The 24,758-nt window shown below is 60.2% G+C and carries 25 protein-coding genes and 4 pseudogenes; 13 read left to right on the plus strand and 16 right to left on the minus strand.

Annotation, left to right across the window (positions count from 1 at the left end; translation table 11 throughout):
- Positions 1–133 precede the first annotated feature (133 nt).
- Both repB and repA read right to left on the minus strand, forming a co-directional pair.
- Positions 134–1,099, minus strand: coding sequence for a plasmid partitioning protein RepB (repB, locus tag FJ972_RS28010; protein ID WP_140499711.1), 966 nt, complete (start codon positions 1,097–1,099; stop codon positions 134–136).
- Between the two features lie 77 nt (positions 1,100–1,176).
- On the minus strand, positions 1,177–2,379 hold the full coding sequence (repA, locus tag FJ972_RS28015; RefSeq protein ID WP_140499712.1) for a plasmid partitioning protein RepA: 1,203 nt from the start codon (positions 2,377–2,379) through the stop codon (positions 1,177–1,179).
- A 951-nt stretch (positions 2,380–3,330) separates the two neighbouring features.
- Here repA and FJ972_RS28020 point away from each other — a divergent pair.
- The gene (locus FJ972_RS28020) at positions 3,331–3,960 is read left to right on the plus strand and encodes a HipA domain-containing protein (protein ID WP_210239470.1); all 630 of its coding nucleotides are present in this window, start codon (positions 3,331–3,333) and stop codon (positions 3,958–3,960) included.
- 490 nt (positions 3,961–4,450) lie between these two features.
- Here the strand turns inward: FJ972_RS28020 and FJ972_RS28025 are convergent, their stop codons facing one another.
- A complete protein-coding gene (locus tag FJ972_RS28025; RefSeq protein ID WP_140499714.1) occupies positions 4,451–5,332 on the minus strand; it encodes a LysR family transcriptional regulator in 882 nt (293 codons plus the stop codon).
- 117 nt (positions 5,333–5,449) lie between these two features.
- On the opposite strand from FJ972_RS28025, the gene FJ972_RS28030 reads away from it, so the two are divergent.
- The 3 genes from FJ972_RS28030 (at position 5,450) to FJ972_RS28040 (ending at position 8,530) form a co-directional block, all read left to right on the plus strand.
- Positions 5,450–6,196: an SDR family NAD(P)-dependent oxidoreductase gene (locus tag FJ972_RS28030; RefSeq protein ID WP_140499716.1), complete on the plus strand. Its 747-nt coding sequence runs from the start codon at positions 5,450–5,452 to the stop codon at positions 6,194–6,196.
- Positions 6,197–6,284: 88 nt separating this feature from the next.
- Entirely contained in the window at positions 6,285–7,685 is a 1,401-nt protein-coding gene (locus FJ972_RS28035) for a mercuric reductase (RefSeq protein ID WP_140523077.1), read from the plus strand.
- A 593-nt stretch (positions 7,686–8,278) separates the two neighbouring features.
- Positions 8,279–8,530 carry a helix-turn-helix domain-containing protein gene (locus FJ972_RS28040; protein ID WP_224646664.1) on the plus strand — a complete coding sequence of 84 codons (252 nt, stop codon included), beginning with the start codon at positions 8,279–8,281 and terminating at the stop codon, positions 8,528–8,530.
- A 463-nt stretch (positions 8,531–8,993) separates the two neighbouring features.
- Here the strand turns inward: FJ972_RS28040 and FJ972_RS28045 are convergent, their stop codons facing one another.
- From FJ972_RS28045 to FJ972_RS28075, 7 genes and pseudogenes are all read right to left on the minus strand, one after another.
- Positions 8,994–9,197, minus strand: a complete 204-nt coding sequence (locus FJ972_RS28045) for a CsbD family protein (RefSeq protein WP_140499719.1) — start codon at positions 9,195–9,197, stop codon at positions 8,994–8,996.
- Positions 9,198–9,332: 135 nt separating this feature from the next.
- On the minus strand, positions 9,333–9,623 hold the full coding sequence (locus FJ972_RS28050) for a hypothetical protein (RefSeq protein WP_140499721.1): 291 nt from the start codon (positions 9,621–9,623) through the stop codon (positions 9,333–9,335).
- Positions 9,624–9,684: 61 nt separating this feature from the next.
- Positions 9,685–10,131, minus strand: a pseudogene (locus tag FJ972_RS28055) (MucR family transcriptional regulator).
- Positions 10,132–10,764: 633 nt separating this feature from the next.
- On the minus strand, positions 10,765–10,986 hold the full coding sequence (locus FJ972_RS28060; RefSeq protein WP_140523075.1) for a hypothetical protein: 222 nt from the start codon (positions 10,984–10,986) through the stop codon (positions 10,765–10,767).
- A 273-nt stretch (positions 10,987–11,259) separates the two neighbouring features.
- Positions 11,260–11,661: a hypothetical protein gene (locus tag FJ972_RS28065; RefSeq protein ID WP_181165400.1), complete on the minus strand. Its 402-nt coding sequence runs from the start codon at positions 11,659–11,661 to the stop codon at positions 11,260–11,262.
- 24 nt (positions 11,662–11,685) lie between these two features.
- Entirely contained in the window at positions 11,686–12,567 is an 882-nt protein-coding gene (locus FJ972_RS28070; protein ID WP_140523070.1) for a GHMP kinase, read from the minus strand.
- Positions 12,568–12,792: 225 nt separating this feature from the next.
- A complete protein-coding gene (locus FJ972_RS28075; RefSeq protein WP_140523067.1) occupies positions 12,793–13,494 on the minus strand; it encodes a response regulator transcription factor in 702 nt (233 codons plus the stop codon).
- 514 nt (positions 13,495–14,008) lie between these two features.
- Between FJ972_RS28075 and FJ972_RS28080 the strand changes: the two genes are divergently transcribed.
- Both FJ972_RS28080 and FJ972_RS28085 read left to right on the plus strand, forming a co-directional pair.
- Complete coding sequence (locus tag FJ972_RS28080; protein ID WP_140499769.1) at positions 14,009–14,146, plus strand: DUF982 domain-containing protein; 138 nt, start codon at positions 14,009–14,011, stop codon at positions 14,144–14,146.
- Between the two features lie 70 nt (positions 14,147–14,216).
- Positions 14,217–14,810, plus strand: coding sequence for an SOS response-associated peptidase (locus FJ972_RS28085; RefSeq protein WP_140523065.1), 594 nt, complete (start codon positions 14,217–14,219; stop codon positions 14,808–14,810).
- Between the two features lie 20 nt (positions 14,811–14,830).
- On the opposite strand, the gene FJ972_RS28090 is transcribed toward FJ972_RS28085, so the two are convergent.
- Both FJ972_RS28090 and FJ972_RS28095 read right to left on the minus strand, forming a co-directional pair.
- Positions 14,831–15,094: a hypothetical protein gene (locus tag FJ972_RS28090; RefSeq protein WP_140523062.1), complete on the minus strand. Its 264-nt coding sequence runs from the start codon at positions 15,092–15,094 to the stop codon at positions 14,831–14,833.
- A 15-nt stretch (positions 15,095–15,109) separates the two neighbouring features.
- Positions 15,110–15,697 carry a hypothetical protein gene (locus FJ972_RS28095; RefSeq protein ID WP_140499772.1) on the minus strand — a complete coding sequence of 196 codons (588 nt, stop codon included), beginning with the start codon at positions 15,695–15,697 and terminating at the stop codon, positions 15,110–15,112.
- 121 nt (positions 15,698–15,818) lie between these two features.
- On the opposite strand from FJ972_RS28095, the gene FJ972_RS28100 reads away from it, so the two are divergent.
- Together FJ972_RS28100 and FJ972_RS28105 are read left to right on the plus strand one after the other, a co-directional pair.
- Positions 15,819–16,031 (plus strand): hypothetical protein, encoded by a 213-nt coding sequence (locus tag FJ972_RS28100; RefSeq protein ID WP_140499774.1) that lies wholly within the window; start codon positions 15,819–15,821, stop codon positions 16,029–16,031.
- Entirely contained in the window at positions 16,028–16,489 is a 462-nt protein-coding gene (locus FJ972_RS28105; protein ID WP_140499776.1) for a hypothetical protein, read from the plus strand. Before FJ972_RS28100 ends, FJ972_RS28105 begins: the two co-directional genes overlap by 4 nt.
- 28 nt (positions 16,490–16,517) lie before the next feature.
- Here the strand turns inward: FJ972_RS28105 and FJ972_RS28110 are convergent, their stop codons facing one another.
- The 3 genes and pseudogenes from FJ972_RS28110 to FJ972_RS28120 form a co-directional block, all read right to left on the minus strand.
- Entirely contained in the window at positions 16,518–17,009 is a 492-nt protein-coding gene (locus FJ972_RS28110; protein ID WP_140523060.1) for a thermonuclease family protein, read from the minus strand.
- Positions 17,010–17,447: 438 nt separating this feature from the next.
- On the minus strand, positions 17,448–17,981 hold the full coding sequence (locus tag FJ972_RS28115; protein ID WP_140523057.1) for a MucR family transcriptional regulator: 534 nt from the start codon (positions 17,979–17,981) through the stop codon (positions 17,448–17,450).
- Between the two features lie 274 nt (positions 17,982–18,255).
- Positions 18,256–18,471, minus strand: a pseudogene (locus tag FJ972_RS28120) (hypothetical protein); the annotation flags it as partial.
- A 561-nt stretch (positions 18,472–19,032) separates the two neighbouring features.
- Between FJ972_RS28120 and FJ972_RS28125 the strand changes: the two are divergent.
- The 4 genes and pseudogenes from FJ972_RS28125 to FJ972_RS28140 all read left to right on the plus strand — a co-directional run bounded on the left by FJ972_RS28125 (position 19,033) and on the right by FJ972_RS28140 (position 22,847).
- Positions 19,033–19,993, plus strand: a pseudogene (locus FJ972_RS28125) (ArdC family protein).
- Positions 19,994–20,247: 254 nt separating this feature from the next.
- Positions 20,248–20,505 carry a hypothetical protein gene (locus tag FJ972_RS28130; protein ID WP_140523055.1) on the plus strand — a complete coding sequence of 86 codons (258 nt, stop codon included), beginning with the start codon at positions 20,248–20,250 and terminating at the stop codon, positions 20,503–20,505.
- The gene (locus FJ972_RS28135) at positions 20,505–21,560 is read left to right on the plus strand and encodes a toprim domain-containing protein (protein ID WP_140523052.1); all 1,056 of its coding nucleotides are present in this window, start codon (positions 20,505–20,507) and stop codon (positions 21,558–21,560) included. Before FJ972_RS28130 ends, FJ972_RS28135 begins: the two co-directional genes overlap by 1 nt.
- A gap of 357 nt (positions 21,561–21,917) precedes the next feature.
- Entirely contained in the window at positions 21,918–22,847 is a 930-nt protein-coding gene (locus FJ972_RS28140) for a DUF2493 domain-containing protein (RefSeq protein WP_140523050.1), read from the plus strand.
- 549 nt (positions 22,848–23,396) lie between these two features.
- Here FJ972_RS28140 and dinB read toward each other — a convergent pair.
- Positions 23,397–24,497 (minus strand): DNA polymerase IV, encoded by a 1,101-nt coding sequence (gene dinB / locus FJ972_RS28145; RefSeq protein ID WP_140523046.1) that lies wholly within the window; start codon positions 24,495–24,497, stop codon positions 23,397–23,399.
- A 48-nt stretch (positions 24,498–24,545) separates the two neighbouring features.
- Between dinB and FJ972_RS28150 the strand changes: the two are divergent.
- Positions 24,546–24,732: pseudogene (locus FJ972_RS28150) on the plus strand (hypothetical protein); the annotation flags it as partial.
- Between the last annotated feature and the right edge of the window lie 26 nt (positions 24,733–24,758).

Consider the following 24,758-nt stretch of genomic DNA (forward strand, 5'->3'; position numbering starts at 1 on the left):
AAAAGAAATCTGCTCGCCGAAACGGCGCCACGACTCTTGACAGTGATTCGGGGAAATGCGATTCTCAGCTTGCTACAGACGTGAGAAGGGCTTCCGCGACGGTGACGTTCGGGGGCCTTTTTCTTTTGCGGTCTTAGTCTCCTGTTTTCTTCGCCATTTCCGACTCCCGAAATGCCTCGAAAAGCTCATCGAGTTTGCCGGCAATGAATGTACCGAAGGGCAATGCTTCCTTGGACTTAAAGGCAAGCGTAAACACTTTTCCCGTGTCGGTGATCTTGGCCTGAACGGATTTGTCCTGGGGCATCCACGCCCGCTCCTTGGGCTTCGCTGCTGCGCGTGGGCGCTTTTCTAAGGCGCTCACAAGGTCGAACAGACGGGCAAAACGGGCCTCACTGCCTTGCTGCGCGAAATCGGCGCGGCTCACGCACTCCATGGCCTTCGCCGCCGCACCAGGATGTTCCATAAGCTTGGCAAGCTGCCACCAGCGGTCTCGGCCAACGCCTTTGGCAGCCCCTACCGCCAAAATGACCTGTTCTGGAATGGTGCTGGTCACGGAGCGCATCTTCGAGAAGGTCGTATCGTCGAGCGCGAGGGCCGACTTCACCGTATCAGGCGAATGGCCCCGCTTGAGGATGCGGTCGGCAAAAAGCGTCCGTTCGATGAAGGACAGATCAGCTCTGGCGGCGTTCTCCTGGCCTTGGGCGATGACATGGTCCCTATCGTCCATCTTCTTGACGACGGCGCGCACAGGCCGTTCCAGCTGCCGGGCAACCCTGACGCGCCTGTGGCCAAAGACAGTTTGAAAACGTCCCGAAATGTCAGGGTGGGGCCTGACCAGCACAGGAGAATCCTGGCCACGTTCCCGAATTGCAACCAGCAGCTCCTGAAACGCTTCATCGTCATCGTCGATACGGTCCGACACGAATGAGGTGTCGACCAAATCCGGATCGAGATCGACGACTGAGCCCTTCGAGAGCTCCTGGAACGACTGTATGATCGACCGTGATGCACCACGAACGGCGTAGCTCGAGACGTCCTGGGCATCGGCGACTGCCGATGCGGGACCCATGACACTTCCGAAAATGTCCTTGCGTGCCATTCAATCGCTCCGATTCGCGGCTAATGGACTGAATTCACGGCAAAAATTGCCACTATTTACTGCCGTAAACCGCGTCGTCATGTCCGTCCCCAGGCGCGGTGAATAAGTGTCGTGATCTCCGAATTCACCGCGTCGAGCGATTCAATCGCCCGGTCATAGGTTGAGCGGGTAAAAGACGACTTCTCCACCTCATAGAGCGTCTGTTTCGTCAGGCCCGCATCCGAGATCGCTGTCGATTTGAGCATGGGATTTTCGAGGATCTGGCCAGCAAGCATGGACTGCATGAAGCCGACCATCTGGGCTTGCGGAATGTCTGTCGGTTCGTACCGCGTGATCAGATAGCGGAACCAATCGAGTTCGATCGCCGCGCCAGCGGCTTTGATGGTCTTCAAGATGCCGCCGAGCATCAAAAGGAACTGGCTCATCGACATCAGGTCGAGCATTTGGGGATGAACGGTGATCAGAACGGACGTCGCCGCCGACATGGCCGTTAGAGTCAGATAGCCAAGTTGCGGAGGACAGTCGACGACGACCACGTCATAGCGGTCGTCCACCTCGGACAAGGCGTTTGCAATCCTGACGAAGAACTGCCGGCCGGCAGCGGAGGATTTGTCCTGCATAGCGAGCGGCGTGTCATACTCGTACTCTTGCAGCTCGAGATTGGCCGGAATGATATCCAGGCCAGGAAAATTCGTCGGCACGATCACATCGGAGATCGGCCGGCGCTCGTCATCGTAACGGATCGCCTCATAGAGCGAGAGGTTGCGGTCGAGTTCCGGTTGAAATCCATGCAGAGCAGACAGCGAGGCTTGCGGGTCGAGATCGATCGCGAGGACCCGGTGACCTGTCAGAGCCAAGTGCTGGGCAAGGTGGGCGGCAGTCGTTGTCTTGCCGCTGCCCCCTTTGAAATTGACGACCGCAACGACCTGGAGCTTGTCGCCGGGTTTGCGGTGCGGGACATACTTCTTGACCTCGGTCCTGCCATGCTGGTCCAGAAAATGGCGAAGTTCGAGTATCTGCGCGGCCGTGTAGGAGCGGCGCCCGGAAGGCATCTGTTCCGGCAAAGGACCCTTGCGCTCAAGGTGTAGCCGCTTCAGATTGTTTTGCGACACACCGAGATAGTGGGCGACTTCTGCCATCGAAAATGAACGCAGCGTCTTGGTCGCGTTGGGTGGAAATTTCTCCATGCGCAACTGATTGAGGCGTCGCGATATCTCAGCACCCTGCTCGAGGATTTTGTCATCGAACTCGAAGCGTGGTAGCCGCATGGCGATATTCATTCTTGTCGAAACCTGAATTGGCGCTTTTTGCGAAGAAACTATTCAACAAGCGCCATTAAGCTCCGATTCGGACAGCCCGGCAAGAAGTTTTGGGTTAACAGAAGGTTAACGCCACCAGCAGGCGTCTTACTGCCGAATAGCGAGATCATAGCGGCTGCTTGTCGTCTGAACCCAGGACTCTGCCGCTGCGTGGCTAAATGCATGTTTTCTCTGCGACAAGGGCAAGTTTTTACCGCAGTAAAGATCGCGCCAGTCAAAGGTCGAGGGTGGCACAAGCGGACCGGTGCCTGGCAGGGCGGTTCCAACCCGCCCAGCGCTGACGGACGCCATCCGCCAAGCGCTGCTCAAACCGCACAGGGGCGCTGCAATTTTTGATCCTCATTGGCGCGCCCGATTGCGATCGATCCACGGGAATCCAGTTTTACATGTCGTAAAGGGCTCTGTCGGAAATCGAGCCACTGAGATCATTGGGCAGCTCACATTGCAGCGATCCTGGTAGGGCAGGGCGGCTGCCCTTGCGACTTCAGCGATGCCGGTCGAGTCTGCCTGCCATTGCCGACCGCAAACCCGGATGGCGACGCAGGCGCAAGGGCGCCGTGACAAGCAACTTCAAGAGGCCGCAATCGTCGATCGCGGCGCGACCGGTGTTGCGTTGAGAGAAGGAGTTGAACGGCTGCGTTGAGCAGCCTGCACTCTAGACGTGCCGATATGAATGGCTCTCGAATTGGCAGAGGATAGCGAGGTGGGGTTGCCCCGCCGGTGGAGCACTCTGCGTCTGCCTGCCGAGACTGCGCTGGATCGGTACGAGAAGCCAAGTCAGGGCTGGACCACGGATCGGGCACCGCCGCCCGCCTTGCAAACATGCCTCGGCGTTTTCGAATGCGCGCACGACCAATTGAAACGGCCCATGCCACAGCTGTACGTCAGAGGAGCCAAGTTTCTGAAGGCCTCGTGAAGTCGCACGATGCCCATCTGCGCTCGCAAGCAGGCGAATTGGTTCAGCTCGTTCGCGGTATCTATGTCGATGCTGCCGATGACATCGAGACCACGATCCTGAACCATGCCGTTCGGATCGCACGTTATCTCTATCCAACGGCGTATCTGTCATCGGCAAGTGCGATTCTGCTCGGACCTACGCCGGACGGGCGGCTTTTTATCAGCGGGCGACGCAACCAGCGCACCCGCCTACGCACCCTCGAGATTATTCAAAATGAGGCGCCAGCCCACCCGTCGACGATGGGCGTTGTTGTTGGAGATGACATGGGGGAGTTGCGCACCGATGCTTCGTCCCCACGACAGGGGTTTTTGGAAGCGTTCCGGCTGCGCGGCGACCATGCGAGTGCGATACCCGGGCAGATGCGGGCACAACTTGCTGTGCGTCTCATCGGTGAGTTTGGATCGCCGCAAGCAGCCGCGGACGCGGTTTGGGCGCTCGCCCGTGAGAACAGCTGGTGTCGGGAAGGGCAGGGGCAGAACGCTATCTTTCGGCGCGGGCCGACGCCGGCAAATCGCCGGCAACAAGTCCGCATTGGAGTTTCTCGTTGCCTGGCACGGGATCTCGCTTGGACAGCTGATCCATGACGGTTTCGAGAGGCGGTGGAAGCCTGCTCACCGAACAGGCGGCACGCTGCTCATTCGCGAGACGATCCCAGGCAACTTGCCACCGTTCATCGTGTCGCTCTTGCCGGAGGAGTGGCTCGCCCACATTGCGTCAGCGCGATGGAGCGCGACGTCCTCAGAAAGCGCTGAATGTCCAAAAAACTGAAGGACCGTGCGGAGCTTGCCGATCTTCGTCGAGACACCGCAGGGCGAGCTTCTGGCCTTCTTGAAGGCCGGCCTGTTCACCGGTTCCTATGCAGGCCGGCGAGGAGGTCTCGCTGGGTCAGTAGCGGCCGTGAAGTGCCGCCAAGAGGAGTTCAGCGTTTCGGCCGGTTGACCTCGATTTATCATGAAGGCGCCGGATCTGCTCCTAGGCTCCAGCGCGTGCTGAACGCGCGCCAGAAGCGGCTCTCAATGGCGGCAAAGTGCCAGGCGAACAGTCGATCTCAGCGTAGCGGCTGCACTCTGCCTTTTAGCGCAGTGCCTGCTCCAGATAGTCGCTGAAGGCGCGGGCTTTCTGCGAAGGGCGTCGCCCGGCGGGGAACACGACAAAGGCGGTCACCGGCTCGAGGCTGTAGTCAGGAAGGATTTCAACCAGAGCTCCCGAGACAAGCTCGTCCGCGCACATCCACCTCGATGCGATCGCAATACCGAGGCCGGCGCTCGCACAAGCGATAGCACCTGCGGCAGAGCGGGTTCGCACGCGCGGGCTGACGGGCTGAACCTCGGTAACGCCTTCGCGATGGGCGGTCCAATTCTGATCGCCCGTATCACTGGGACCGCCAATGAGATGGTGCTGACTAAGCTCGGCGAGTTTTGTCGGTGTGCCGCGTCGTGCGAGATAGGTAGACGCGGCCACGAACAAACGGCGGCTAGCGGCAAGTTTACGCGCCACGAAACTGGAGTCCGGCTGGTTGCCCAGGCGGAGCGCCATGTCTGCGCCTTCTGCGACGAGATTCTCGTAGCGGTCGGACATCATGAGATCGACCTTGAGCAAAGGATGCCGCTCCAAGAAACCATGCAGCAGCGGTACGATCTGCCGCACCCCATAAGTCGCCGGCAGAGCCACCCGCAATATCCCCGACAACTGATCCGCCCCACGCGCTGCGCTCTCCGCCTCTTCGATCCCAGCAAGTGCCTCGCGCGCCCGGGAAAGCAGCGCCTCGCCGGCATCAGTTAGCGAAAGTTCGCGGGTCGTACGCGTGAGTAGCTTGACGCCCAGCCGTTCTTCCAGCGCCGCGACCGTCCGCGAGACGGAGGGTTGCGACAATCCGAACTCTCGGGCCACTTTCGAGAAGCTGCCGGTTTCCACCGTGCGAACGAACATCGCGAGTTGCTGGAGCCGATCATTCATACGGAATACGTATACATTATATGAGATCGGCAGCGCTACTCGCCGATTTGCGCATGATTTAACTCCTGAGCAACACGCCACTCAACGGCGGTTCACAAAGCTGAAAGGAGTAAGACCATGGACAATCTCAGGGGCAAAGTAGCAATAGTGACCGGCGCATCGAAGGGCATAGGCGCGGAAATCGCCCGGCAGTTCGCCGAGGCGGGCGCGGCCGTTGTCGTCAACTACGCGTCGAACAAGAGCGATGCCGACAAGGTGGTGGGCGAGATCCTGGGCGGCCACGGCAAGGCCGTTGCGATCCAGGCGGACGTAAGCAAGAGCGCCGACGTTAAGCGGCTGTTCGCCGAAACGAAGACCGCGTTCGGAAGGCCCAGTATCCTCGTCAACAATGCGGGCGTGTACCGCTTCGCCCCTTTGGAGGAGGTGACGGAAGCAGAATTCCATCGCCAGTTCGACACCAACGTGCTGAGCATCCTCCTAACGACGCAGGAAGCCGTAAACGCCTTTGGCCCTGCCGGCGGCAGCGTAATCAATCTTAGTACGATTTCGAGCACCAATCCTGTGCCGAATTCGGTCATCTATTCCGCCTCGAAGAGCGCGGTGGATACAATCACCAAGGCGCTCGCCAACGAGCTCGTGGGCCGCAATATCCGCGTCAACGCGATCGCACCCGGCATGACCGAGACCGAGGGTCTGGCGGTGGCAGGCATCGAAGGTGAGACTGCCAGAAATATCGGAGCAACCTTGCCGATGGGCCGACTGGGACGGCCCGATGACATTGCGCGCGTCGCAATCTTCCTCGCTTCGGACCAATCCGCCTGGCTGACAGGCGAACGCATCACGGCCTCCGGCGGCCAGCGTTAGGCGGCCGGCCTTTCTTCGACGGCACTGCGGGAGCGTCTTGGAGTCGGCCTCCCTCATATCCTTCATCCAGAACTGACGGAGAGAACTCATGTCTGAGCCCGAACAATATGACGTGGTGATCCTCGGCAGCGGCCAAGGCGGCAAGCTGCTCGCATGGCACCTGGCCCGCGCGGGAAAGAAGGTTGCGGTCGTGGAACGCCGATGGATCGGCGGCTCCTGTCCAGCCGTCGCTTGCCTGCCGAGTAAGAATGAACTCTGGAGCGCGCGGGTCGCACACCTCACCCGTCACGCCGCGGAGTTCGGAACGGTCATCGGACCCGCTGTGACCGACATGGCGCAGGTCCGCCGCCGCAAGCAGGACATGATCGACCGGGAGGTCGCCTTCCATCTCAACGCCTACGAAACCAGCGGCGCGGAGCTAATCATGGGGAGCGGCCGTTTTGTGGCGCCAAAGACGCTCGAAGTGGCTTTGAACGGCGGCGGCACGCGACTGCTCGTTGGTGATAAAGTCGCAATCAATGTCGGGACGCATGCGGCCATTCCGAGCATTCCCGGCCTTGAGGCGGCACGACCGCTTACACACATCGAAGCCCTGGAGCTCGATGTCTTGCCACCGCATCTGATCGTGCTCGGCGGCGGCTATGTCGGCCTTGAGCTGGCGCAGGCCTACCGCCGTTTCGGCAGCCGCGTGACCGTAATAGAAGCCGGTCCTCAACTCGTCGGCCGCGAAGATCCTGACGCCGCCGATGAGATGCGTCGGCTTCTTGCTGGCGAAGGTATCGAGTTCCTTATAGGGGCGGAGCCTCTCAATGTGCATGGCCGCTCTGGCGAAGGCATCAGCGTGGCCGTGCGCACCTCATCAGGCGAGCCGACGTTGGAGGGCAGCCATCTCCTTGTTGCGGCGGGGCGCGTGCCGAACACTGCCGGAATTGGTCTCGAAAAACTTGGCGTCGAAATCGACGGACGCGGCTACATTCGGGTCAACGAGCGGCTGGAGACGAGCGCGCCTGATGTTCTGGCGCTAGGCGAATGCGCCGGCAGCCCGCAGTTCACGCATGTCTCCGTCGACGACTTCCGCATCGTCAGGGACAATCTGGCAGGCGGCAACCGCAGCACGCGCGATCGGCTGGTGCCCTACACGATGTTCACCGACCCGCCGCTTGCCCGTGTCGGGCTAAGCGAAGGCGAAGCACAACGCCAGGATGTCAGCGTGCGCGTCGCAAAGTTGCCGATGAGCAGCGTCTTGCGCACCGAAGCAACTGAGGAAACCCAGGGGTTCATGAAGGCTGTCGTGGGCGGGGATGATGACCGTATCCTAGGGTTCACGATGATCGGTTCCGAAGCCGGCGAGGTCTTGGCTGCCATCCAGACTGCCATGCTGGCGAAGCTGCCGTACCCGAAGCTTCGCGATGCCGTCATCACGCACCTGACGATCGCAGAGGGACTAGGAGCTCTCTTCTCCAACGTGCCGCCTAGGTCGAATCAATAGCGATGAAAACATCACAGGCAGGTCCAGTTGATATGACGGGATCTGCCTGCGTCTGACCTGCACATTAAAAATTGACGCTCGAGCGACGCAGCCAACGGTCTGCATCGGATCGGTCCCGACTATGCAACCGGGCACCTCAACGTTCTCCCCGGACTGATCTGTATTTCGAAGCTGCGGGTTCGTTCTCCGGTGCGGTCCTTGAACGGTTCTGTAATCAGAAGCAGCCCGGCCACGAGACTTTTCCTGCAAAGAAACGTCGGAGGGCCATAGCGACAACAACGCAGAGGGAAAGATCGCCTATCGTAACGGCCGAGGTACCGTTGCAAGCATCTGGATCTTGGATGTGAGGCGGTCGATATCTCTTCGACCTGATTTCGAGAAGGCTACCGCGCGGGGTTCTCTGGATCGCCAATGTGCGTATGCTATGCGCGGACTATCGAACAATAACGAATTGTTTTTCGTGAGGGAGCTGAGAGGCGCCACAGGGTGTTCCCACCGGGAGGTAACAAGGTCGAAGATGCGGCGCAATGATGATTTTCCGGAATGGATTTCCGTAACTGATGCAGCGCCGCATCCACAGATGAACGAAAAAGGTGGGCTTTCTGCCCGCAATGCCCGGGGTGCAGGAATTCCTGAGCGCGAACTTCTCGCGCAAATTAGCGCTTGCCGATATGGCCGCGGTTTGCGGGCTTTCATCCTCTCATTTTGTGCGGGCTTTCTCCAGGACAGTCGGGGCGCCGCCGCATCACTACGTTCTCAATCTGCGGCTCGACTTGGCGGAGAGACTGCTTGCCGACAAGCGCATGGCCATTGCGGAGATCGCCCATGTGAGCGGGGTTCTCTAGCCAAAGCCACTTTACGACCGTCATGAAGAAATGCCGGCATCTAACGCCGGCGCAGGCGCGGGTGGGCAAGGTTATACGCGAAGCTTAGGCTGCATGCTGGAAGGCGGCTGGGCGCGAGGAGATGGAGGACGGCGTGTCGAGCGTTAACATAAGCGTCGGGCCATTGCACGTCGCTCGATGCGTGACTGGATGCGGGCTTCCGCTGGCTGGCTGAAATTTGGTTGGCCTTTACCGCCGCAAGGCGCGCCGCAAGCTTGGCAGGGGCGCAGGAAGAACCAACCCATTGGGATCTCCAGAGCTTCAGCTTCGGCGGAGGCAAAGGGTCGACGTGGTGCGCGGCTCGACGCACCGTACAGGGCCAGCAGCGGCATGCGGCGAAGCGCAGGCCAGTCTCCCTGGTTCGATCCCGGAAGTCCATCTAGATCGATTGAGACAAGCGGAACCTAATTCCATAACCTGGTATCTACCAGCCCTGCCGACCATACCAGTCATCGACATCTCGGCGTACGCGATCCTTCTCGATGCCGTAGCGTTCCTGGATCAGGCCCTCGAGCTGATCGCGTTTGCCGCCAATGCGGTCGATATCATCATCAGTGAGCTTGCCCCACTGTTCCTTGACTTTACCTTTGACCTGCTTCCAATTTCCTTCGACGCGGTTCCAATCCATCGTGGCTTCTCCTTCGAATCACACATCGGAAGAACGGACAAATCGCCCTCGAGTTCCGCTATAATCGGGAGAGGCGGGCTGGGAAGATGGTGGCGCACGTTGGTTTGATCGGCGCGATGATCATTGCGGAAGTTTCTAAGCGCTCCCATCCGTTTCGCTATCCTCATCGATTTGGCGCACCGGCAGGTAGGCGTTGGTTTCCAGCCACTCGCGCAACACAATCTGAATGAGATCTGACCGGCCGATCTTCATCTCTCCGGCGATCGAGTTCAGCGCGTCTTCTGTTGCCGGCTCCAGGGGAACGCCAGCGACGTTTCGCAGCATCAAGGCGGCGCGGCGAAGGATAACTTGAAGATCCGGCCGCGGCATGTCCGCGATGCGGTCGGCGGCACGCTCAAGCTCTTCGGCAATGGATGCGCGGGTCATGGCTCCATTTTTGCCACACCGGCGGTGGCCTGCCCAGTACAAGGGCAGGATTTAGTTCGCGTCAGGCGACTTTGGCCGTGGGTTTGGCAGGAGGTTTCTTCCGAGGGACCGGCTTCCGCCCCAGACCCGACGCCTTTGCCAAAGCGGACCGCTGTTCCGCATAGTTCGGCGCCACCATCGGGTAGTCGGCTGGCAATTTTCACTTGGCACGGTATTCATCGGCCGTCATGCCAAGGTAACGAAGGTGGCGTTTCAGCGATTTGAACTTCTTGCCGTCGTCAAGACAGATGATGAAGTCCGCAGTAACCGACTTCTTTGGATTGACCGCGGGGACCTGCATCTCAACTGCCGGCGCGGCAGGCTTGCTCAGACCAGGCAGGGAAGCGTGTAGAGACGCAATGAGGTTTGGCAGTTCGCCGGCCGGCACGGGGTTGTTGCTGACATATGCGGCGACAACACCCGCGGTTAGCTCGACAATCTCAGTGACACTATTGGTCCGCTCCGGCAATTATTGGAACTCCTATTGCTTCGGCACCTTCTACTTGGGATTTGCCTCTTCGCAATTCGCGAAAGAGCAAAACGTTCTGCGGTTGTAGATTGGCGCGATCGTATACGACCGCGCTGGCGGGTGTCCCGGTGTTTCATACTCTCAAGATGATGCAAAGCCAGGCGACCAGAAGATCGCGCCAAAGCCTCGAAATTGCGGCCTAATTCGGCTTCACGTCGCGGTGCAGGCAGTCCTGCACTTCAATCGACGTTCAGGGGCCGCATCTCGAACGCTGGCGACGCGGATGTCCGTCGCGCGCTCCACGATGCTGACGGCGGCGAACCGCCGGTCCGCATTTCGCGGCAGGAGCGGCGCAGCCCGGTTGCCGTGCTGTTTCATCATATTCGGTCATCAGCGAAAGTCGCTGACCTGACCTTGGTCGTGTGTGACGCGTATCGACATCATACCGGGTTGGCGTCCGGTCGTCACCGTCGACCCTTCGATGAGGACGCCGCCTGAATGGCGCTTGGCGCCCCAATCTTGTCAACTCCTCCACGACAAATTCGGCCATCGATGGCTCCTGAAAGCCCGCCCAGCGCGTCAGCCGTATCCCGCGGTTTTCTGGATCCAGTGCTCGGCCTCTAGTGCTGCAAATTATTCTGGAGACTTGAGGTTCCGGTAACTTGCGAATTCGAACTCACTGATCTTGCGCGTGCCGAGATCGGTGACGCGCACCCAGGGTTTGCCGGATGTTCGCCCGGGCTTCAGTGGTCGCTGGACGACCTTCACAACGGCATGAACATGGCTGTGGGCTTCCACTGTGGTGGTGCTGATCACCTTCGTGCCGTTCATCGCCTCAACTTTGAAACTTGCCATCGGCCCGATCTCTCCGAGGCGATCCTAGCCAAGTCCGAATTCGAACGGAACTGTCGTGGCTGTTGCTGGTGAACAGGAATTGCTTGCTAAGGTGCTGGTGCACGAAGGCGGCTATTCGAAAGATGGGCGGCCTTGTTCGCTTAGATGCAACTGATGGTTTGGGGAGCGTTGCTACCCTTGGCCAGCATCGTCCTCCGCTGGCCGGCTCCGATGAAGCCCGTCACTGTTTCCGCAGTGGCGGGCTTTTTAACATCCGCTGACTGTGCGTGACGCCTATCCCGCCATTGCCGCCATTGCCGCCCGTGGTGGGAGCCGCATTGTCGTTGCCACCGCTGCCGCCATTGCCGCCGGTGATCGTCCCGAGGTTAGTGAATGTGGCTCCGGAGACAAGCGAAACGCCGGCGCTTCCATTGCCGCCATGACCGCCGAGCACCGGGATCGTTTGCGTCGAGCAGCAGCCGACGTTGTTGCCGCCGTTGCCGCCGTTCCCGACGAGGATTCGCAGATCGTGGCTTCAGGCTTCAACTGATCGCGTTCCACAGCCCGCTCGAGCATGAACCGGGCTGGCAGCAGCTTCATCAGGAAGAAGCTGGCGCCGAAAAGAGCTCCGCCGAGCGCCACAAGGCGCGGGCCCTCGAAATCTTCCAGCTTTCGCATCAGCGCACGGGTCGACATGGGTTACTCCTGCGTGCCAGGCGTTCAATGGCGAAAGATCGTCGGCTCGAAATTGGACTGACGCAGAGCGCCTGCCGCGCGATCGATGTTTACGGATGCATTCTGGTCTCTAGCGTCGAACATCAGTCCGACGACCGTGCCGCTGTGAGCGACCTGAACGCCAATGGCGCCGAAGCGGTCACCGACGGTTTCGATCTCTCTCAGCCGTGGTTTGGCAAGAAACCGCTCGTTGATCCGCGCGCTCGCCGTCGCAACCCTGCCCAGCATGCGGGCGTCCGCATTCTTGATGGCTGTTCGCAACAGGCTTCGAAGCGGCCGAAAGGTCTCGATCTCCAGGTGACCGTAACGCGCCGGCTCGAATTCAAGCGTATCGACCGTGAGCTGGGGGGTGGTATCGATGCTGATGAAGTCGATCGGCGGCAGCGGCTTGCGGAATGCCTCCATCACGATGCCGTCCCGGTGCGCAAACAGCACCGCTTGCTGCCTGAACAAAGTGGAGTCACAGGCCGTTTCCGCGCTGACCGCGAGCTGCATGACCTCATCCGACGCCGCATCGATCTCCAACCAATTCAATACCGCCAGGATGCTTGCCAGAACGTCGGCGGTGGAGGAGCCCATGCCACGGCCAATGGGGATGTTGCTATCCATCGAGAGATGGCCGCCGCTGCCGGGCCGGCCGAATGCATTGATGGTCAACTCGGCCGCGCGTCGAGCCTTCTCCCGCGAGGCTGGCCAGACAGTCACGTGATCGCTATCGTTTGCGCTGAACCTGGCTTTGGACCTCAGATGACGACAGGGCAGCGAGACCAGCGCGCGTCGCAACCGCGCGCCCTCATCCTCGAAAACGCCTTGAACCAGTTCCCCGTGATGGCCAATGGCTTCAGCGTATCCCGAGCCCTCAGACATGGGCATTCCTCCATATACTTTAGCAACCACTTAAGTTACTCGGTGAATACTTTCGCAGGCCGGATCGTCTACAGCAACAACCAAGTTGATAATCTTTTGTATTCCAAAACGTTGCGAGTACATGACGCGCATTTATTTCCTCTTACATATTGGTCACAAATGTAGAGCCCGACCAGGCGGGCAGGGGCGGCTGCCGGCGTTCCTCGATATGTGCTGCGGGAATGATCAGGCCGACTGGTCTTCGAGCGCGTATCCGGCGAGCCTTACAGTGCGAATGGCAACGCTTCGTGATGACCGCCTGAGTAACTTTCGCAACTGGCTCATGTGAACATCGACCACGCGCGTGCTTACACTGGCGCTATTTGTCCAGGCCACGGCGATCAGCTCATCGCGGCTGAGCACCTTTTCCGGATTTTCCAGCATGTGGCGCAGCAACTTGAACTCGATTGGCCCGAGCGATATCTCCTTGCCGGCGCAGCGCACGCGATGGGTATCAAGCTGCATCTCGATATCGCTATATGCCAGCGACTTGCCACGCCGGGATCCCTGTTCCGATGCTTGGCCCACCGCCAGCCTGGCCCGCAGGTATTCGAGCAGCTTGGCCGGGGCAAACGGCCGGACAAAGCATTCGTCAATGCCAGACCTCAGCAGCTGAATGTGCTGAGCTTCCGCGCCGGGCGACACCAGAGCGACACAGGGGAGGGCGCCTGTGCGAGCATCCTGCTTGAGCCCGGCACTTTTGGCCCCCAGCTGGTTGTCCGGTCGACAATCCAGCACCACGGCCCGAACCGGCATGCCCGCTGCAAGCTCCAGCACTTCATCGATGGAACCGGCCAGCGTACTGGCGAAGCCGTCGACCTCGAGAATGTGGCTGAGGAGCAGATAAAATTCCGCGTCCTTCGAGCAGATCACTATCAATGGCTTCATATGCGCAGCGTTAGGATCTTTCAGCTGCCATCAAGACGGGCTGGCTATATTCGAATCCCGCATTCCCAAAGGCCAGCATGCCAGAACAAGCCACCCAAAACAACAAAGCCCAAAAACGAGCTTGGCGTCGCAGCAAACATGCCGGCGGCCGGTCCGTGCTTCCCTCTACGGCAAATTCGAGTCCAGCGGCGGCCGCCGCCAAAAAAGACAAAGGGCGTATAAACCGAAATCCCGCGCGCGTCCGCAACGGCGGACAAGCCTCGCGCGTGGGATGGAGGAATTCCGCCTCGGCCGCGGTGGTGAACGGGACAGCCTAAGGAGCGTCAGCATAGCGACGGCTGAAAGCCTGGACGCGGGACTGACTGTCCCCGCCAAGGCGGTCCGCACACTGCACGATGGTCGAGGTAGGCCGTGGTATCTGTCATCGGCATCCCGCCGCAACGGATCTCGCCGGCGAACCGGAACCTATCGCCTGATCATTAATCTACTCCCAGGGGGAGCCCGATGGCCGGCGATGACCAGTTCGAAAGATGTTGCGGCCCGGAAAGCCTTACCGCGTGTTCTCGAAGGGCTGAAAGAGGCCCATCACGCCCGCAGGCTATTCATTGAGGCCGCGACGAAGGGGATATTCTGGCTAAATGGGGCCCGCTGAGTTGAGCGGCAGCCGCCTTTTCATCGAGAGCCAGATAGGCTTACTCTAAGAAGGTCGCCCGGAGCCTTCCATGTGCAACGATTATGAACAGCATGTCCTGTGGGGTGAATACTGTCGGATGATGGCGTCGCTGGCGCTCAAAATCCCGGCGCACCAAACCGAACTCGATTTGCCGCAGGCGGATGACATCCGCATTAATGACCCGGCGCCAATAATGCGCGGCGCCGGCGATGCGATTGAATTGGCATCGATGACGTTCGGATTTCCGCCGGCGGGCCCAAAGGGGGGACCGGTGTTCAACTTTCGCTCCGAAGGGAGGCAATTCGCAAACAGCAATCGATGCCTCATTCCGGCCTCCGGGTTCTTCGAGTTCACTGGTGCGAAATATCCGAAGGCGAAACATCGCTTTACGCTCAACGGCTCTCCATTTATGGCCATCGCAGGGCTTTGGCGTGAGGCCGCCGGCAACAAGCCGCCTACCTTCACCATGCTGACGACTGATCCCGGGCCCGATGTCGCACCATTTCATAATCGGCAGGTCGTTGTTCTTCAGCCGCAGAATTGGGCTGCCTGGATCAACCTGACGAAGCCCGAATCTGAACTCTTGCGGCCGCTTCCGGCGGGGTCGCTTAGAGTGGAAACGGTGCGCCCGCAAAGCGCGTAACACGAGGCCGATCCTGACGATCATTCCATGTCGGGTACGTCACCGCTGACGAAAAGCGTTGTAGGCGGGCCGTAGTCCCCAAGCGCTGGATCGGCATCGCGGCTCCATGCGATGACGCCGACATGCCTGGTAGCCAGCGCCTTGGCTATGCGAACTGCCCTTTCCTCGCTTTGCTGATCCGCCGGGCCGTAGGCGGCAAACAGATCGCCCTCGTTGCCGCGATCAAAGGCAATGACGACGATCAGCTTTGGCTTCTTCTGGCCAGGCAGGACATGGTCGGACATCATCTCTCCTTCGCATCAGCGCGAGGCCTGCTTTTCCGTCGCCGCTTCAAGCGCGTTTATTGCATCACAGACGGCTTGGCGCTTGGGTTCGACCGGCTCGTCAGGGTGGAAATGAGAAAGCGAAAGAGTGGTGAAGACGACGGTTAGGTCGCCGATGAGGTCTCGCATTTTGAACCGATCTTCGACATCGGCCGCAATGCGCCAGGCCAAGATGGAATCCCTTCCGCTAAGCGTGTCTTTGCCGCCTCGCTCAACATCTGCACGAAGCATCGCCAACGCGGTGACGCGGTCGACGAGTTGGGTTTCCGGATCGATCAGTAGCTCCAGATCCACGCTTAGAGGCTTGCGTTCTTCAGGCCAGCCGGCACAGCACGCCTCCAGGGCGGCGGTATGGGCTTGGCCCCAGGCTTGTGCGCAGGCGCCGGCTCGACCGTCCAATCCATCTTCCGGAAAGCCGTTTATATCCCAGCCTTCGAGTGCAAAGGCGCCTTGTGCCGCTTCCTCGGCTGTGAAACCGGCGCGCTCCAAAGCCGTCTCGGCGGCCGCGATGCCGCGCGAAATCTCCTCAGGCGATGCGCCTGGGACGGTCAAAACCAGGTCCATGTCTGTCTCCGGTAACTATTTTAGCTACAGTGAACGAAAAGAGAACATTGAGTCAAGACTGCTCTTGACGAGGAAGGAATATGTTCCTTATTCCTGAATGACATCTGAGCAGGAAAGAGGCATGGGAACGCGCCAGAACGCGCCGGCCGGCGAAGCTATGTCCGAACTGGAAGAGGTGGCTGAGCAGGCCATAGCCGCAGCCGGCGGCGATGTCTTGGTCGCGTTGCTGAATGTCCTTGCCAGGAACAACGACCTTGAACGGGAACTGGGCTTGTCGCGGGCCGCAGTCTCGAACGGCTATTCTCGCGGCTGGCATAAGGCGCGGGTTCAATGACCGAGACGGCGGAAGACAATTTCCGGATCGAAGTCTGGGATCGAGAGGAGAAAACCCATCTAGAAACCATATGCCGATCTCCGGACGCGGTGGTCAGCCAGGCAGCTTGGCAGGCGGCCATTCGGCGTCGGCCCGGAATGCTGCTGATTCACTACAACAGCCGCCATGTCATGGAGAAGATTATCACTCCGGGCGAGGTGAAGGTTCCACCGCAGACTGTCATCAACGGCAGCATTCATGCCGGGTTGGACGTTTCACTTGGCGATCTGCGCGAATGGCACACGTTGCGAGCTTGGTGCAAACGCTGCTCGCACTATGCCGAGGTGAAGCCAGCCGCGCTTATTCGGCGATACGGCAAGGACGCGCTGTTCAGCTCCGTTGAGAGGGCGCTTGTCTGCACGAGCTGCGATCGAGGCGGTCCGGTGAGACTGGAGATTCACAAGCTGCCGCGGAATTGAACCGGCTCCTGAGGGAACGGCGAAGGTCCTAGTGTTGCCTGCGCCAATTCCAGGGCTTGTCGAATGAGCCGGCCCACAGGCCGCGCTTTGCGGTCCTGGCTTCCTGCTCGGCTCCAACGTAGAAGCCGGCACTGTATTTCGGCCAATCAAGCGCATAGCCCTGCCTGACCATCCATTCGCCGATATCGACGCCTGCGGCGGTGCAGACAGCGACCATGCGCCTGTAGCGATCGCGGTCGACTCCAATGCACGATGTTGGGCGATGCGCATCGAGGAAATCCGCCAACACCAGAGACGCCTGCTGGCCGCAACGGTACTTCTTGCCAGAGGCGATGGCGCAGATCTGAGCACTCTCCGGCGCGTCCATGCCATTGAGGCGAATCCGCTGTCCATGAATTTCGATCGTGTCGCCGTCCACGACTGATGGAATGCCCACCAGTGGTTCGGCCACGGAAGGCAAGGTGAGGCAGAGCAAGGCGGCCGACAAGCGGCAGACGCCAAGGGCGGGAAATCGCGGCATCTCAGCCATCGCACGCGCAGCCGGGCGCTTTGTGGCATCGCTTCTCTCGCGAGATGCAGCTATCGCCACATGCCTGACCGGCCGAACAAGTCTTGCAACATCCCTCGACATAAACCGTCGACCAGGGCACCGGCGCCTGTGGGCGCCGCACGACCGACGCAGGATCCACCGGCATGAAAACGCCGCCGATCGCCAATGCGGCGATAATCCGAAACATAACTGCGCCTCCCTACGACACCCCGGCTCCGTGCCAGCGACCTCGGTGATCCAAGACCCAGGTCCTTAGTTCTCTTCTTTACCTTCTTGGTCGGGGCAGTTCTTCCCTCATCCGGTTCCGCTGTGCCGCAGACTGAACCGACATGCAACTGAGCCCCGCCACGCGGCGGGGCTTCATCAAGGTCAGGCCGCTACAGCCTGGCACCTTGCCAGGGCAGTCCCTCAGGCTTTGACGGATGCCTTGCGCGTCTTCTTCAGCGGTGACTTGATTGACGCCGCAGGTGTTCTTGCGGCTGCTAAGCGCGCTGGTTTTTTTGTTTTCTCGTTCGCGGTTGGTGCGGGCACCACCGCCTTTCGTCCAAGGCCTGCTGATTTCGCCAATGCCGAGCGCGTGGCCGTATAGTTCGGCGCGACCATAGGATAGTCGACTGGAAGGTTCCACTTCAGGCGATACTCATTAGGGCTCAGATTGTAGTGAACTCGGATATGGCGCTTGAGCGATTTGAACTTCTTCCCATTCTCAAGGCAGATAATAAAGTCTGGCGTCACCGACTTTCTGATCGATATTGCCGGTTCCTGCTTGACCACAGGCTCTATCGCCGTCGTGCCGATGCCTTTCAGAGCGGCATGAATATCGCCAATCAGCTTCGGCAACTCGCCAACCGGCAGCGGATTGTTCGAGACATACGCGGCGACGATGTCGGCCGCTATCGACACAGTATCCAGTTGGCCGTCATGTTCGAGAGCAGTGGTCATATAGTTTCCTCTTACCGTATCGGACGAATTGATCGAGCTTTGATTTGCCATACCGCCAGCGAGACAAATAGTTTATTTCCCTCTACAAGCCACATGTTTTTTCCCAAAACATGCCGAAAATACTACACCTAGGCGAGTCAACCTAGCCAAGCAGAGCCGGCAAGGCTGCCATGAACGAAACGCCGAGAGGTCGGTGTAAGAGGAGAGGCCGGGACATTTGTCGATCATGGCGGAATGAATCTATTCCCTGCGGTGATTCCCTTGCAAACAGGAAGTCGACGATATTCTCGTCATCGTCTCCAGGTAGTTCGGTAAACGCCGCTTCGAGTTTAAGGCGATCCCAAATCACGCGGCCGTCAACTTTCTTCGGCTTCGGCATGCGCCGGTCAGCAACCATCTGGTCGAATTTTGTCATGGCCGCGCCAACATATCGGGCAGCTTCTTCGCGTGAGAGACCCCGAGAAGGATAGGAAAGGGAGTCGCTTTTCATAACCTCGCCCCGGTATGTGTCCGCCCTTGTGCGTGGGCTTCCCATTCATGGATCAAGATCTGGATTGTATAGCCACTGCCGGAAGGGATCCGATCAAACGGTGCGGTGAATTGCGGTCAGGGCGTGTAAATAGGATGGTTTGCTGGTTGAGCGCCGAGTTGGTGTACTGGAAATAGACCGTCGGAATCACGCGACGACCGGTAAAAACGGTGCCCCCTTCTTCGAAGAGTGTCTTATTTTACGCAGGCATGGCACCAATCGTTTTTGATCCGGCGCCCTTCGCCGGGGGCGGTCGGTCCCGCATCCCGCCTGGCGGCGGCGCTATGCTGATGCTCCTTCGGCCGCCTCTGTTGAACCGGTCTCAGGGCCACGAACTTGCTCCAGCACCGAACTGACTTGGTCGCAATGACGGACATTTCGGTGCCTCCGCCTTGTACGCCGTTTTTCATTTGGTCGGGAAAGCAGAGCTCTCCCGACGGAGAGTTAGAGGATGGGAGGGGTTTTTCGCGACGGGTTGAAAGCGGAAGGAGAGGCCTTCGGCGCCCGTCGCGGAGAACCGCGATGTATGTCCGGACCAAACGAACCCACGCCGCCGACCGGTCGAACCTCTACGACGAGATCACCGGCAAGATAATTGCCGAGCTGGAAGGGGGTCGTTTTCCCTGGGTTCAGCCATGGGGAACTTCCGCCGCAAACGCGTCGCTTTCCCTGCCGAAGAATGCCAGGACGCATCGCGCGTATAGCGGGATCAACGTGCTTATTCTCTGGGGCGCGGTCGTTGAATGCGGGTTCCCAACGCAGAGTTGGATAACTTATCGACAGGCTTTCGCGCTCGGCGGGAATGTCCGTAGAGGCGAGCGCGGGACAACGGTCGTTTATGCCGATCGTTTTGTCCCGGGATCACGAGAAGAAGCGCGCTCGCGAGACGGGTGAGGATGCTCAAGCCATCCCGTTCCTCAAGCGCTTCACCGTTTTCAACATTGAACAATGTAAAGGGCTACCTGACGAAATCGCAGCTTCGGCTGTACTGCCGGTGGCTAGCCCGATCGAACCGCGTGTCGAGGCGCTGATCAAGGCCACCGGCATCGACTTTCGTATCGGCGGCGATAGGGCGTTTTACGTGCCGGCCCACGATTATATACAGGTGCCTCCGCCCCAAGCCTACTTCGAGCCGATCAATTGGCATCGGACAGCCTTGCATGAGCTCGGTCATGCCACCGGCCACAGTTCACGTCTCGATCGCAAATTATCCGGCTCTACCGCCTCCAGGAAGTATGCGTTCGAGGAACTCGTGGCAGAAATCAACGCGGCCTTCTGCTGCGCCGCCTTGGGCATAGTGCCCACGGTTCGGCATGCCGACTACATCGGCTCATGGCTGGAGGTTTTGCGCGAGGACAATCGCGCCATCGTTCGCGCCGCCAGCCTGGCCAGCAAGGCGGCCGATTGGCTTCTTGGCCACGTGCCGGTGGAGGCCGAAGCATCCATCGGGCTGAGCGCAGGCAACGACAAATGGGCGGCATAATTTCGCTGACCCGAACAGCGCATGCACCGTTCCGCCGATCGGCATAGGTATCAAGTGCCAGCCGCACTTCGTCTGTCCGCTCCAACCATCGGCTCACGCGGAGACAACGTACAGGCCGACATGCGTGCGCGCTCGGCAGTCGAGCAACGGTGTGCCGGATTGTGCAGGCAGGAGAGGGAGAGGGTTGGAGGGATCTTGTGACGGGTTCAAGGCTGAGAGAGAGGCTCTCGGCGGCCCGTCGCGGAGACCTTCAAATGACCACTGCCGTTCAAAAGATCACGCTGTCGTCCTCGCGCGATATCCCTTTCAACAAGCTGGTGCTCGGCCAGTCCAATGTGCGTCGCATCACCGATACCATGCGCGAGCGGCTCACCGCCTACGGACTCTTCCATGAAATCATATCCTGGAAGCTGCGCATGTTTGTGCCGGCGGACGCCAGCGGGCCTGCGGTGCCGGCCAAGGTTATCGAGTGTTGGCCAGTGCAGCGCATCAGTGAGAGGGAGGCCCGCTGATGCTGCCTCGCGATGCATCCGAACTGGCAAGCCATCTTGCTCGGCAGGCTGAGGCTGTTTGCCGCCGTTACCTTTCCAACGGTCGCCGTGAGGGCCGCTACTGGCTGGTTGGCGACGCCCGCAATGCGCCGGGGCGCTCGATGTTTGTGCGTCTCAAGGGACCGGATTGCGGCAAGGGTGCCGCCGGGAAATGGACCGACGCCGCCACCGGCGAGCACGGCGACCTTCTGGACGTCATCCGTGAATCGCTTGGCCTGACGGACTTCAAGGATGTGTCCGGCGAGGCGCGCAGCTTTCTGTCCATGCCGCCCACGAACGAACCAAAGGGCCAGTGGGAGCAAGCCGTTCCCGCTGCCGGCGGTTCCCCTGAAGCGGCGCGGCGGCTGGTCTCCATGTCGCAGCCGATACGGGGAACTCTTGTGGAGACGTATTTGCGCGCACGCGCGATTACAGCCGTGCATGAGACTGGGAGCCTACGGTTTCATCCTCGCTGCTACTACCGTTCAGACCGCGGCCGGACTGAAACCTGGCCGGCAATGGTCGCGGCGGTCACCGACCTCAAAGGCAAGCTTACCGGGGCCCACCGCACCTGGCTCGATCCGGGCGGATTTAGCGAAGCCCATCTCGGCCGCGCTCCGCTCGAGACACCGAGACGGGCCATGGGCGAACTGCTCGGACACGCTGTCCGCTTCGGCTGCTGCTGCGATGTCATGGCCGCCGGTGAGGGCATCGAGACCATGCTGTCGCAACGCACTGTCCTGCCCGCCATGCCGGCACTCGCAGCCTTGTCGGCGGCGCATCTGTCCGCAATCCTGTTTCCTGACACATTGCGGCGCCTCTACATCGCCCGTGACAATGATCCGGCAGGCGACGCAGCAGTGGCAACCCTGATTGAACGCACCAGCGCGGCCGGTATCGAGGCCATGGTTCTGACGCCGAAACTTGGCGACCTCAACGAGGATCTGCGTCTACTCGGCGTCAATGCGCTGAGGGGGATCCTGCGGGTTCAGATCGCGCCACAGGATGTCGAGCGCTTCGTGAAGCTGGCGGCCTGACCGGAAGGGGAAGGGAGGGGTGGCATTTGCTAGGCGTACCTCGGTGCGCAGGGGGGCCTTCGCTGAGGCGAGGGCCGGCCCACCGGCCTTCCAGAGGGCGATCGGGCACCAGCCGGTCCGGACAGGCAATGGCTGCGCCCCGTTATTTTCCGGCGGCCCTTGCCACCCCGTGCGGCGAGCCGCCCGGGACCTCGTCTTCGGGCCTTTCCATCGCGAACCAAAATAGCCGGGCTTCGCCATCCTTCACTCCCGTTCCGGCCCTGCGCTGGCGCTTCGGGTGCAAGTCCGGATCGTCCATCGCCTTCGTCGCCATGAAGGCCGCGATGGGCGCGGCCGGTCCCACGAAGGCAAGCCGCCATGAGCACCGAGCACGATACCGACTTCGAGCCGCAACCCGCATCATCATCCATCGACCACATCCTGCACGAGCTTCAGCTCTACGGCTACCGTCCCTTCGACGATGAACCCGATCCGCGCCCGCTTCCCGAAGGCCGGGTCATAGCCGCCAGCATCGCCGACATCTTCGACGCTCTCCTGGTGGCGATGGCCGACACACGCCTTGAGCCCGACCTCGAGGAGTTGCTGTGGGGGACGGTCAATCTGTTCCATCGCGCGACCAAGCGGATCGAACGCGAGCTCGATGAAAACGAGCTTGGCCAGCAACGGCTACAGCGCGAACAAGACGGATCCGAGGTCAAGTCGGTCGAGCTCGAGCGCCTCATCGCCCAAGGTCAGACGCTGCTCGAACGCCGCAACGCCTTCGAATTGATGCGCGATCAGGCCGCCGAGCATTACGAGCGCCACACACACTCGATCTGGCGCCCGCGTTCGGGCTCTGTCGTCAACCATCGCAACCTGACCGCGGCTCTGATCGACAGCCGGGACTTCGTTGCCGCGAGGAAGCATACAGACAGTCAGGTGCTGTTGCCTCCGGGCCCGAAAGTCGCCTTCACCGGCGGGCTCGATTTCAACGATCATTGGCTGATCTGGGCCAAGCTCGACCAGGTCCATGGCAAGCATCCGGACATGGTCCTGCTGCACGGCGGGTCACCCAAAGGTGCCGAGTTGATCGCGGCCAAATGGGCTCACAGCCGCAAGGTGCCACAGATTGCCTTCAAGCCGGACTGGACCAAACATGGCAAGGCCGCGCCCTTCAAGCGCAACGACGCCATGCTCGACACCTTGCCGATTGGCGTCATTCATTTCCCCGGCTCAGGCATTCAGGACAACCTCGCCGACAAGGCCCGCAGGCTCGGCATTCCGGTGATGAGGTTCGGCGCCACATGACGGCGCCACAAGGCCAGTCGCCTCCAGTCATTCGCTTTGTTTTTCGTCGCTCCCGGCGCGTTGATCGAACGATCGCTCCTGCCGATTTGGCGGCGGTGAATGCGAAGTGGCGAACCATGAGGTTCACATCCCATCCCGTCCTGGAATGGAGAACAGGGACCCTATCCCCGCGTTTGTCGGCGCAATTCCTTGGTCCGGTCCGAGGGCCTGATGCCATCAATCCATAAAGGGTCGGACTACGCAAAGCGTGCCGCCGTTTCGGCTTTGCCTTCACGGTGATTGCGGCCCTCGGCCGGATACATCGGGCGTCTGTCACGCGGGGATCGCTCCCCGCTTCCAGAACAGGAGCCGGGAAAATGTCCCTCGTCGAAGCCAACGCCTTCGCCTTCAGCCTCGCCACCAGGCGCCGGCGACGGTACACTCACGGTCGTGCGGCCGACGAATATGAAGGAGAGGTTTCCCAGATCGTCCGCGACGATCGATCCACCCGAGCGATGATCCGGACAAGATGCGGCCGGACGTCCTTTCCGTCCTGGCCCCAGGGCAGTGCTAAAGCTCGAAGCGCAGTTGACGTTGATCCGGCGGCAACACATCGCCTAGGGAGGAAAGCGTGACGCCCAACAGGCGGATTCCCTTCCGCACCGGAAACACCGATTGAAGGAGATCGGCTGCGAGATGTTCGAAATCCGGAAGTTCGATCGGCACCGCCACCGTGCGGCTGCGCGTGATCTGCTGGAAGTCGGCGAACTTGATCTTCAGCGTGACGGTCCGGCCCCGAACGCCTTTGCCCTCACAGTAGCCCCGGACCTTGGCGACCAGCGGCTTGAGTTCGGCGATTGATGCATTGAGGTCGAATATGTCGACTGCGAACGTGTCCTCGGCGCCGATTGATTTGCGCGGCCGATCTGGTTCGACCTTGCGTTCGTCGATGGCGCGCGCGATTTGATAGTACCAGAGCCCCGCCTTTCCGAAATGCTGCTGCAGGAAAGGGAGCGACTTGCCCTTGAGATCGGCGCCGGTCTCAATTCCGAGCGCCTCCATCTTCGCGGCGGTCGCAGGACCGACACCATGAAATTTCTTGACCGGCAAACCCTCGACAAACGCCGGCCCATGGCGTGGCGTGATGACGAACTGGCCGTTCGGTTTGTTCTGGTCGGACGCCATCTTGGCGAGAAATTTGTTGTACGAGATTCCGGCGGAAGCGGTGAGACCGGTCACCATCAGGATCTTTGTCCTGATCGTCTCGGCGATCGTCGTGGCCGACGAAATATTGAGCCGGTTCTGCGTCACGTCGAGATAAGCCTCGTCGAGCGAGAGCGGTTCGATGAGATCGGTATGTTCGGCGAACACCTCGCGGATCTGAGCCGAGACTGCCCGGTAGACGTCAAAACGAGGCGGCACAAAGATGAGTTGGGGGCATTTGCGCTTTGCCGTGACCGAAGGCATGGCGGAGCGAACGCCGAAGGCGCGGGCCTCGTAGCTTGCGGCAGCCACCACGCCGCGGGCGGCCGCTCCACCGACGGCAAGCGGCTTGCCGCGGAGTTCTGGATTGTCGCGCTGTTCGACCGACGCGTAGAACGCATCCATGTCGACATGGATTATCTTGCGCGGGTCAGCGCCGCGGCAGGGGCCATTTGCCTGCAATGTCATTCCGCCAGGATATAAGCTTCGTGCTGCCGGATCCTACAATCTTCAGTTCCGGACATCGCCCCTTATCATGACCGTCAAATCGTCATTCAAGGATTGGGCCGCGTGGCTCGATCCGTCGGTCTCCGCCAAATCATTGACCAGACCGTTGCCGGCAGGGACATTGTCGGTCGAACAGCTCGGTCAGCTGGACCGTTGGCTCGATTCCAATATCATATACGCAGCGTGCACCTGTTGAAGGAGGCCGCACCAGACCAGCCAATT

Origin of the sequence: Mesorhizobium sp. B2-1-1 (genome assembly GCF_006442975.2) — a bacterium.
Classification (GTDB): Bacteria; Pseudomonadota; Alphaproteobacteria; order Rhizobiales; family Rhizobiaceae; genus Mesorhizobium.

What these genes read in the sequence shown, in the direction of transcription:
- FJ972_RS28045 (WP_140499719.1), bottom strand. Translation starts at nt 9,197, where the DNA reads ATGGATTGGAACCGCGTCGAAGGAAATTGGAAGCAGGTCAAAGGTAAA.
- FJ972_RS28115 (WP_140523057.1), bottom strand. Translation starts at nt 17,981, where the DNA reads ATGACCACTGCTCTCGAACATGACGGCCAACTGGATACTGTGTCGATA.
- FJ972_RS28135 (WP_140523052.1), top strand. Translation starts at nt 20,505, where the DNA reads ATGCTGCCTCGCGATGCATCCGAACTGGCAAGCCATCTTGCTCGGCAG.
- FJ972_RS28050 (WP_140499721.1), bottom strand. Translation starts at nt 9,623, where the DNA reads ATGACCCGCGCATCCATTGCCGAAGAGCTTGAGCGTGCCGCCGACCGC.
- FJ972_RS28025 (WP_140499714.1), bottom strand. Translation starts at nt 5,332, where the DNA reads ATGAATGATCGGCTCCAGCAACTCGCGATGTTCGTTCGCACGGTGGAA.
- FJ972_RS28070 (WP_140523070.1), bottom strand. Translation starts at nt 12,567, where the DNA reads ATGTCTGAGGGCTCGGGATACGCTGAAGCCATTGGCCATCACGGGGAA.
- FJ972_RS28030 (WP_140499716.1), top strand. Translation starts at nt 5,450, where the DNA reads ATGGACAATCTCAGGGGCAAAGTAGCAATAGTGACCGGCGCATCGAAG.
- FJ972_RS28110 (WP_140523060.1), bottom strand. Translation starts at nt 17,009, where the DNA reads ATGCCGCGATTTCCCGCCCTTGGCGTCTGCCGCTTGTCGGCCGCCTTG.
- FJ972_RS28085 (WP_140523065.1), top strand. Translation starts at nt 14,217, where the DNA reads ATGTGCAACGATTATGAACAGCATGTCCTGTGGGGTGAATACTGTCGG.
- FJ972_RS28080 (WP_140499769.1), top strand. Translation starts at nt 14,009, where the DNA reads ATGACCAGTTCGAAAGATGTTGCGGCCCGGAAAGCCTTACCGCGTGTT.
- FJ972_RS28035 (WP_140523077.1), top strand. Translation starts at nt 6,285, where the DNA reads ATGTCTGAGCCCGAACAATATGACGTGGTGATCCTCGGCAGCGGCCAA.
- dinB (WP_140523046.1), bottom strand. Translation starts at nt 24,497, where the DNA reads ATGACATTGCAGGCAAATGGCCCCTGCCGCGGCGCTGACCCGCGCAAG.
- FJ972_RS28075 (WP_140523067.1), bottom strand. Translation starts at nt 13,494, where the DNA reads ATGAAGCCATTGATAGTGATCTGCTCGAAGGACGCGGAATTTTATCTG.
- FJ972_RS28060 (WP_140523075.1), bottom strand. Translation starts at nt 10,986, where the DNA reads ATGGCAAGTTTCAAAGTTGAGGCGATGAACGGCACGAAGGTGATCAGC.
- repB (WP_140499711.1), bottom strand. Translation starts at nt 1,099, where the DNA reads ATGGCACGCAAGGACATTTTCGGAAGTGTCATGGGTCCCGCATCGGCA.
- FJ972_RS28140 (WP_140523050.1), top strand. Translation starts at nt 21,918, where the DNA reads ATGAGCACCGAGCACGATACCGACTTCGAGCCGCAACCCGCATCATCA.
- FJ972_RS28090 (WP_140523062.1), bottom strand. Translation starts at nt 15,094, where the DNA reads ATGTCCGACCATGTCCTGCCTGGCCAGAAGAAGCCAAAGCTGATCGTC.
- FJ972_RS28100 (WP_140499774.1), top strand. Translation starts at nt 15,819, where the DNA reads ATGGGAACGCGCCAGAACGCGCCGGCCGGCGAAGCTATGTCCGAACTG.
- FJ972_RS28130 (WP_140523055.1), top strand. Translation starts at nt 20,248, where the DNA reads ATGACCACTGCCGTTCAAAAGATCACGCTGTCGTCCTCGCGCGATATC.
- FJ972_RS28065 (WP_181165400.1), bottom strand. Translation starts at nt 11,661, where the DNA reads ATGTCGACCCGTGCGCTGATGCGAAAGCTGGAAGATTTCGAGGGCCCG.
- FJ972_RS28105 (WP_140499776.1), top strand. Translation starts at nt 16,028, where the DNA reads ATGACCGAGACGGCGGAAGACAATTTCCGGATCGAAGTCTGGGATCGA.
- FJ972_RS28095 (WP_140499772.1), bottom strand. Translation starts at nt 15,697, where the DNA reads ATGGACCTGGTTTTGACCGTCCCAGGCGCATCGCCTGAGGAGATTTCG.
- repA (WP_140499712.1), bottom strand. Translation starts at nt 2,379, where the DNA reads ATGAATATCGCCATGCGGCTACCACGCTTCGAGTTCGATGACAAAATC.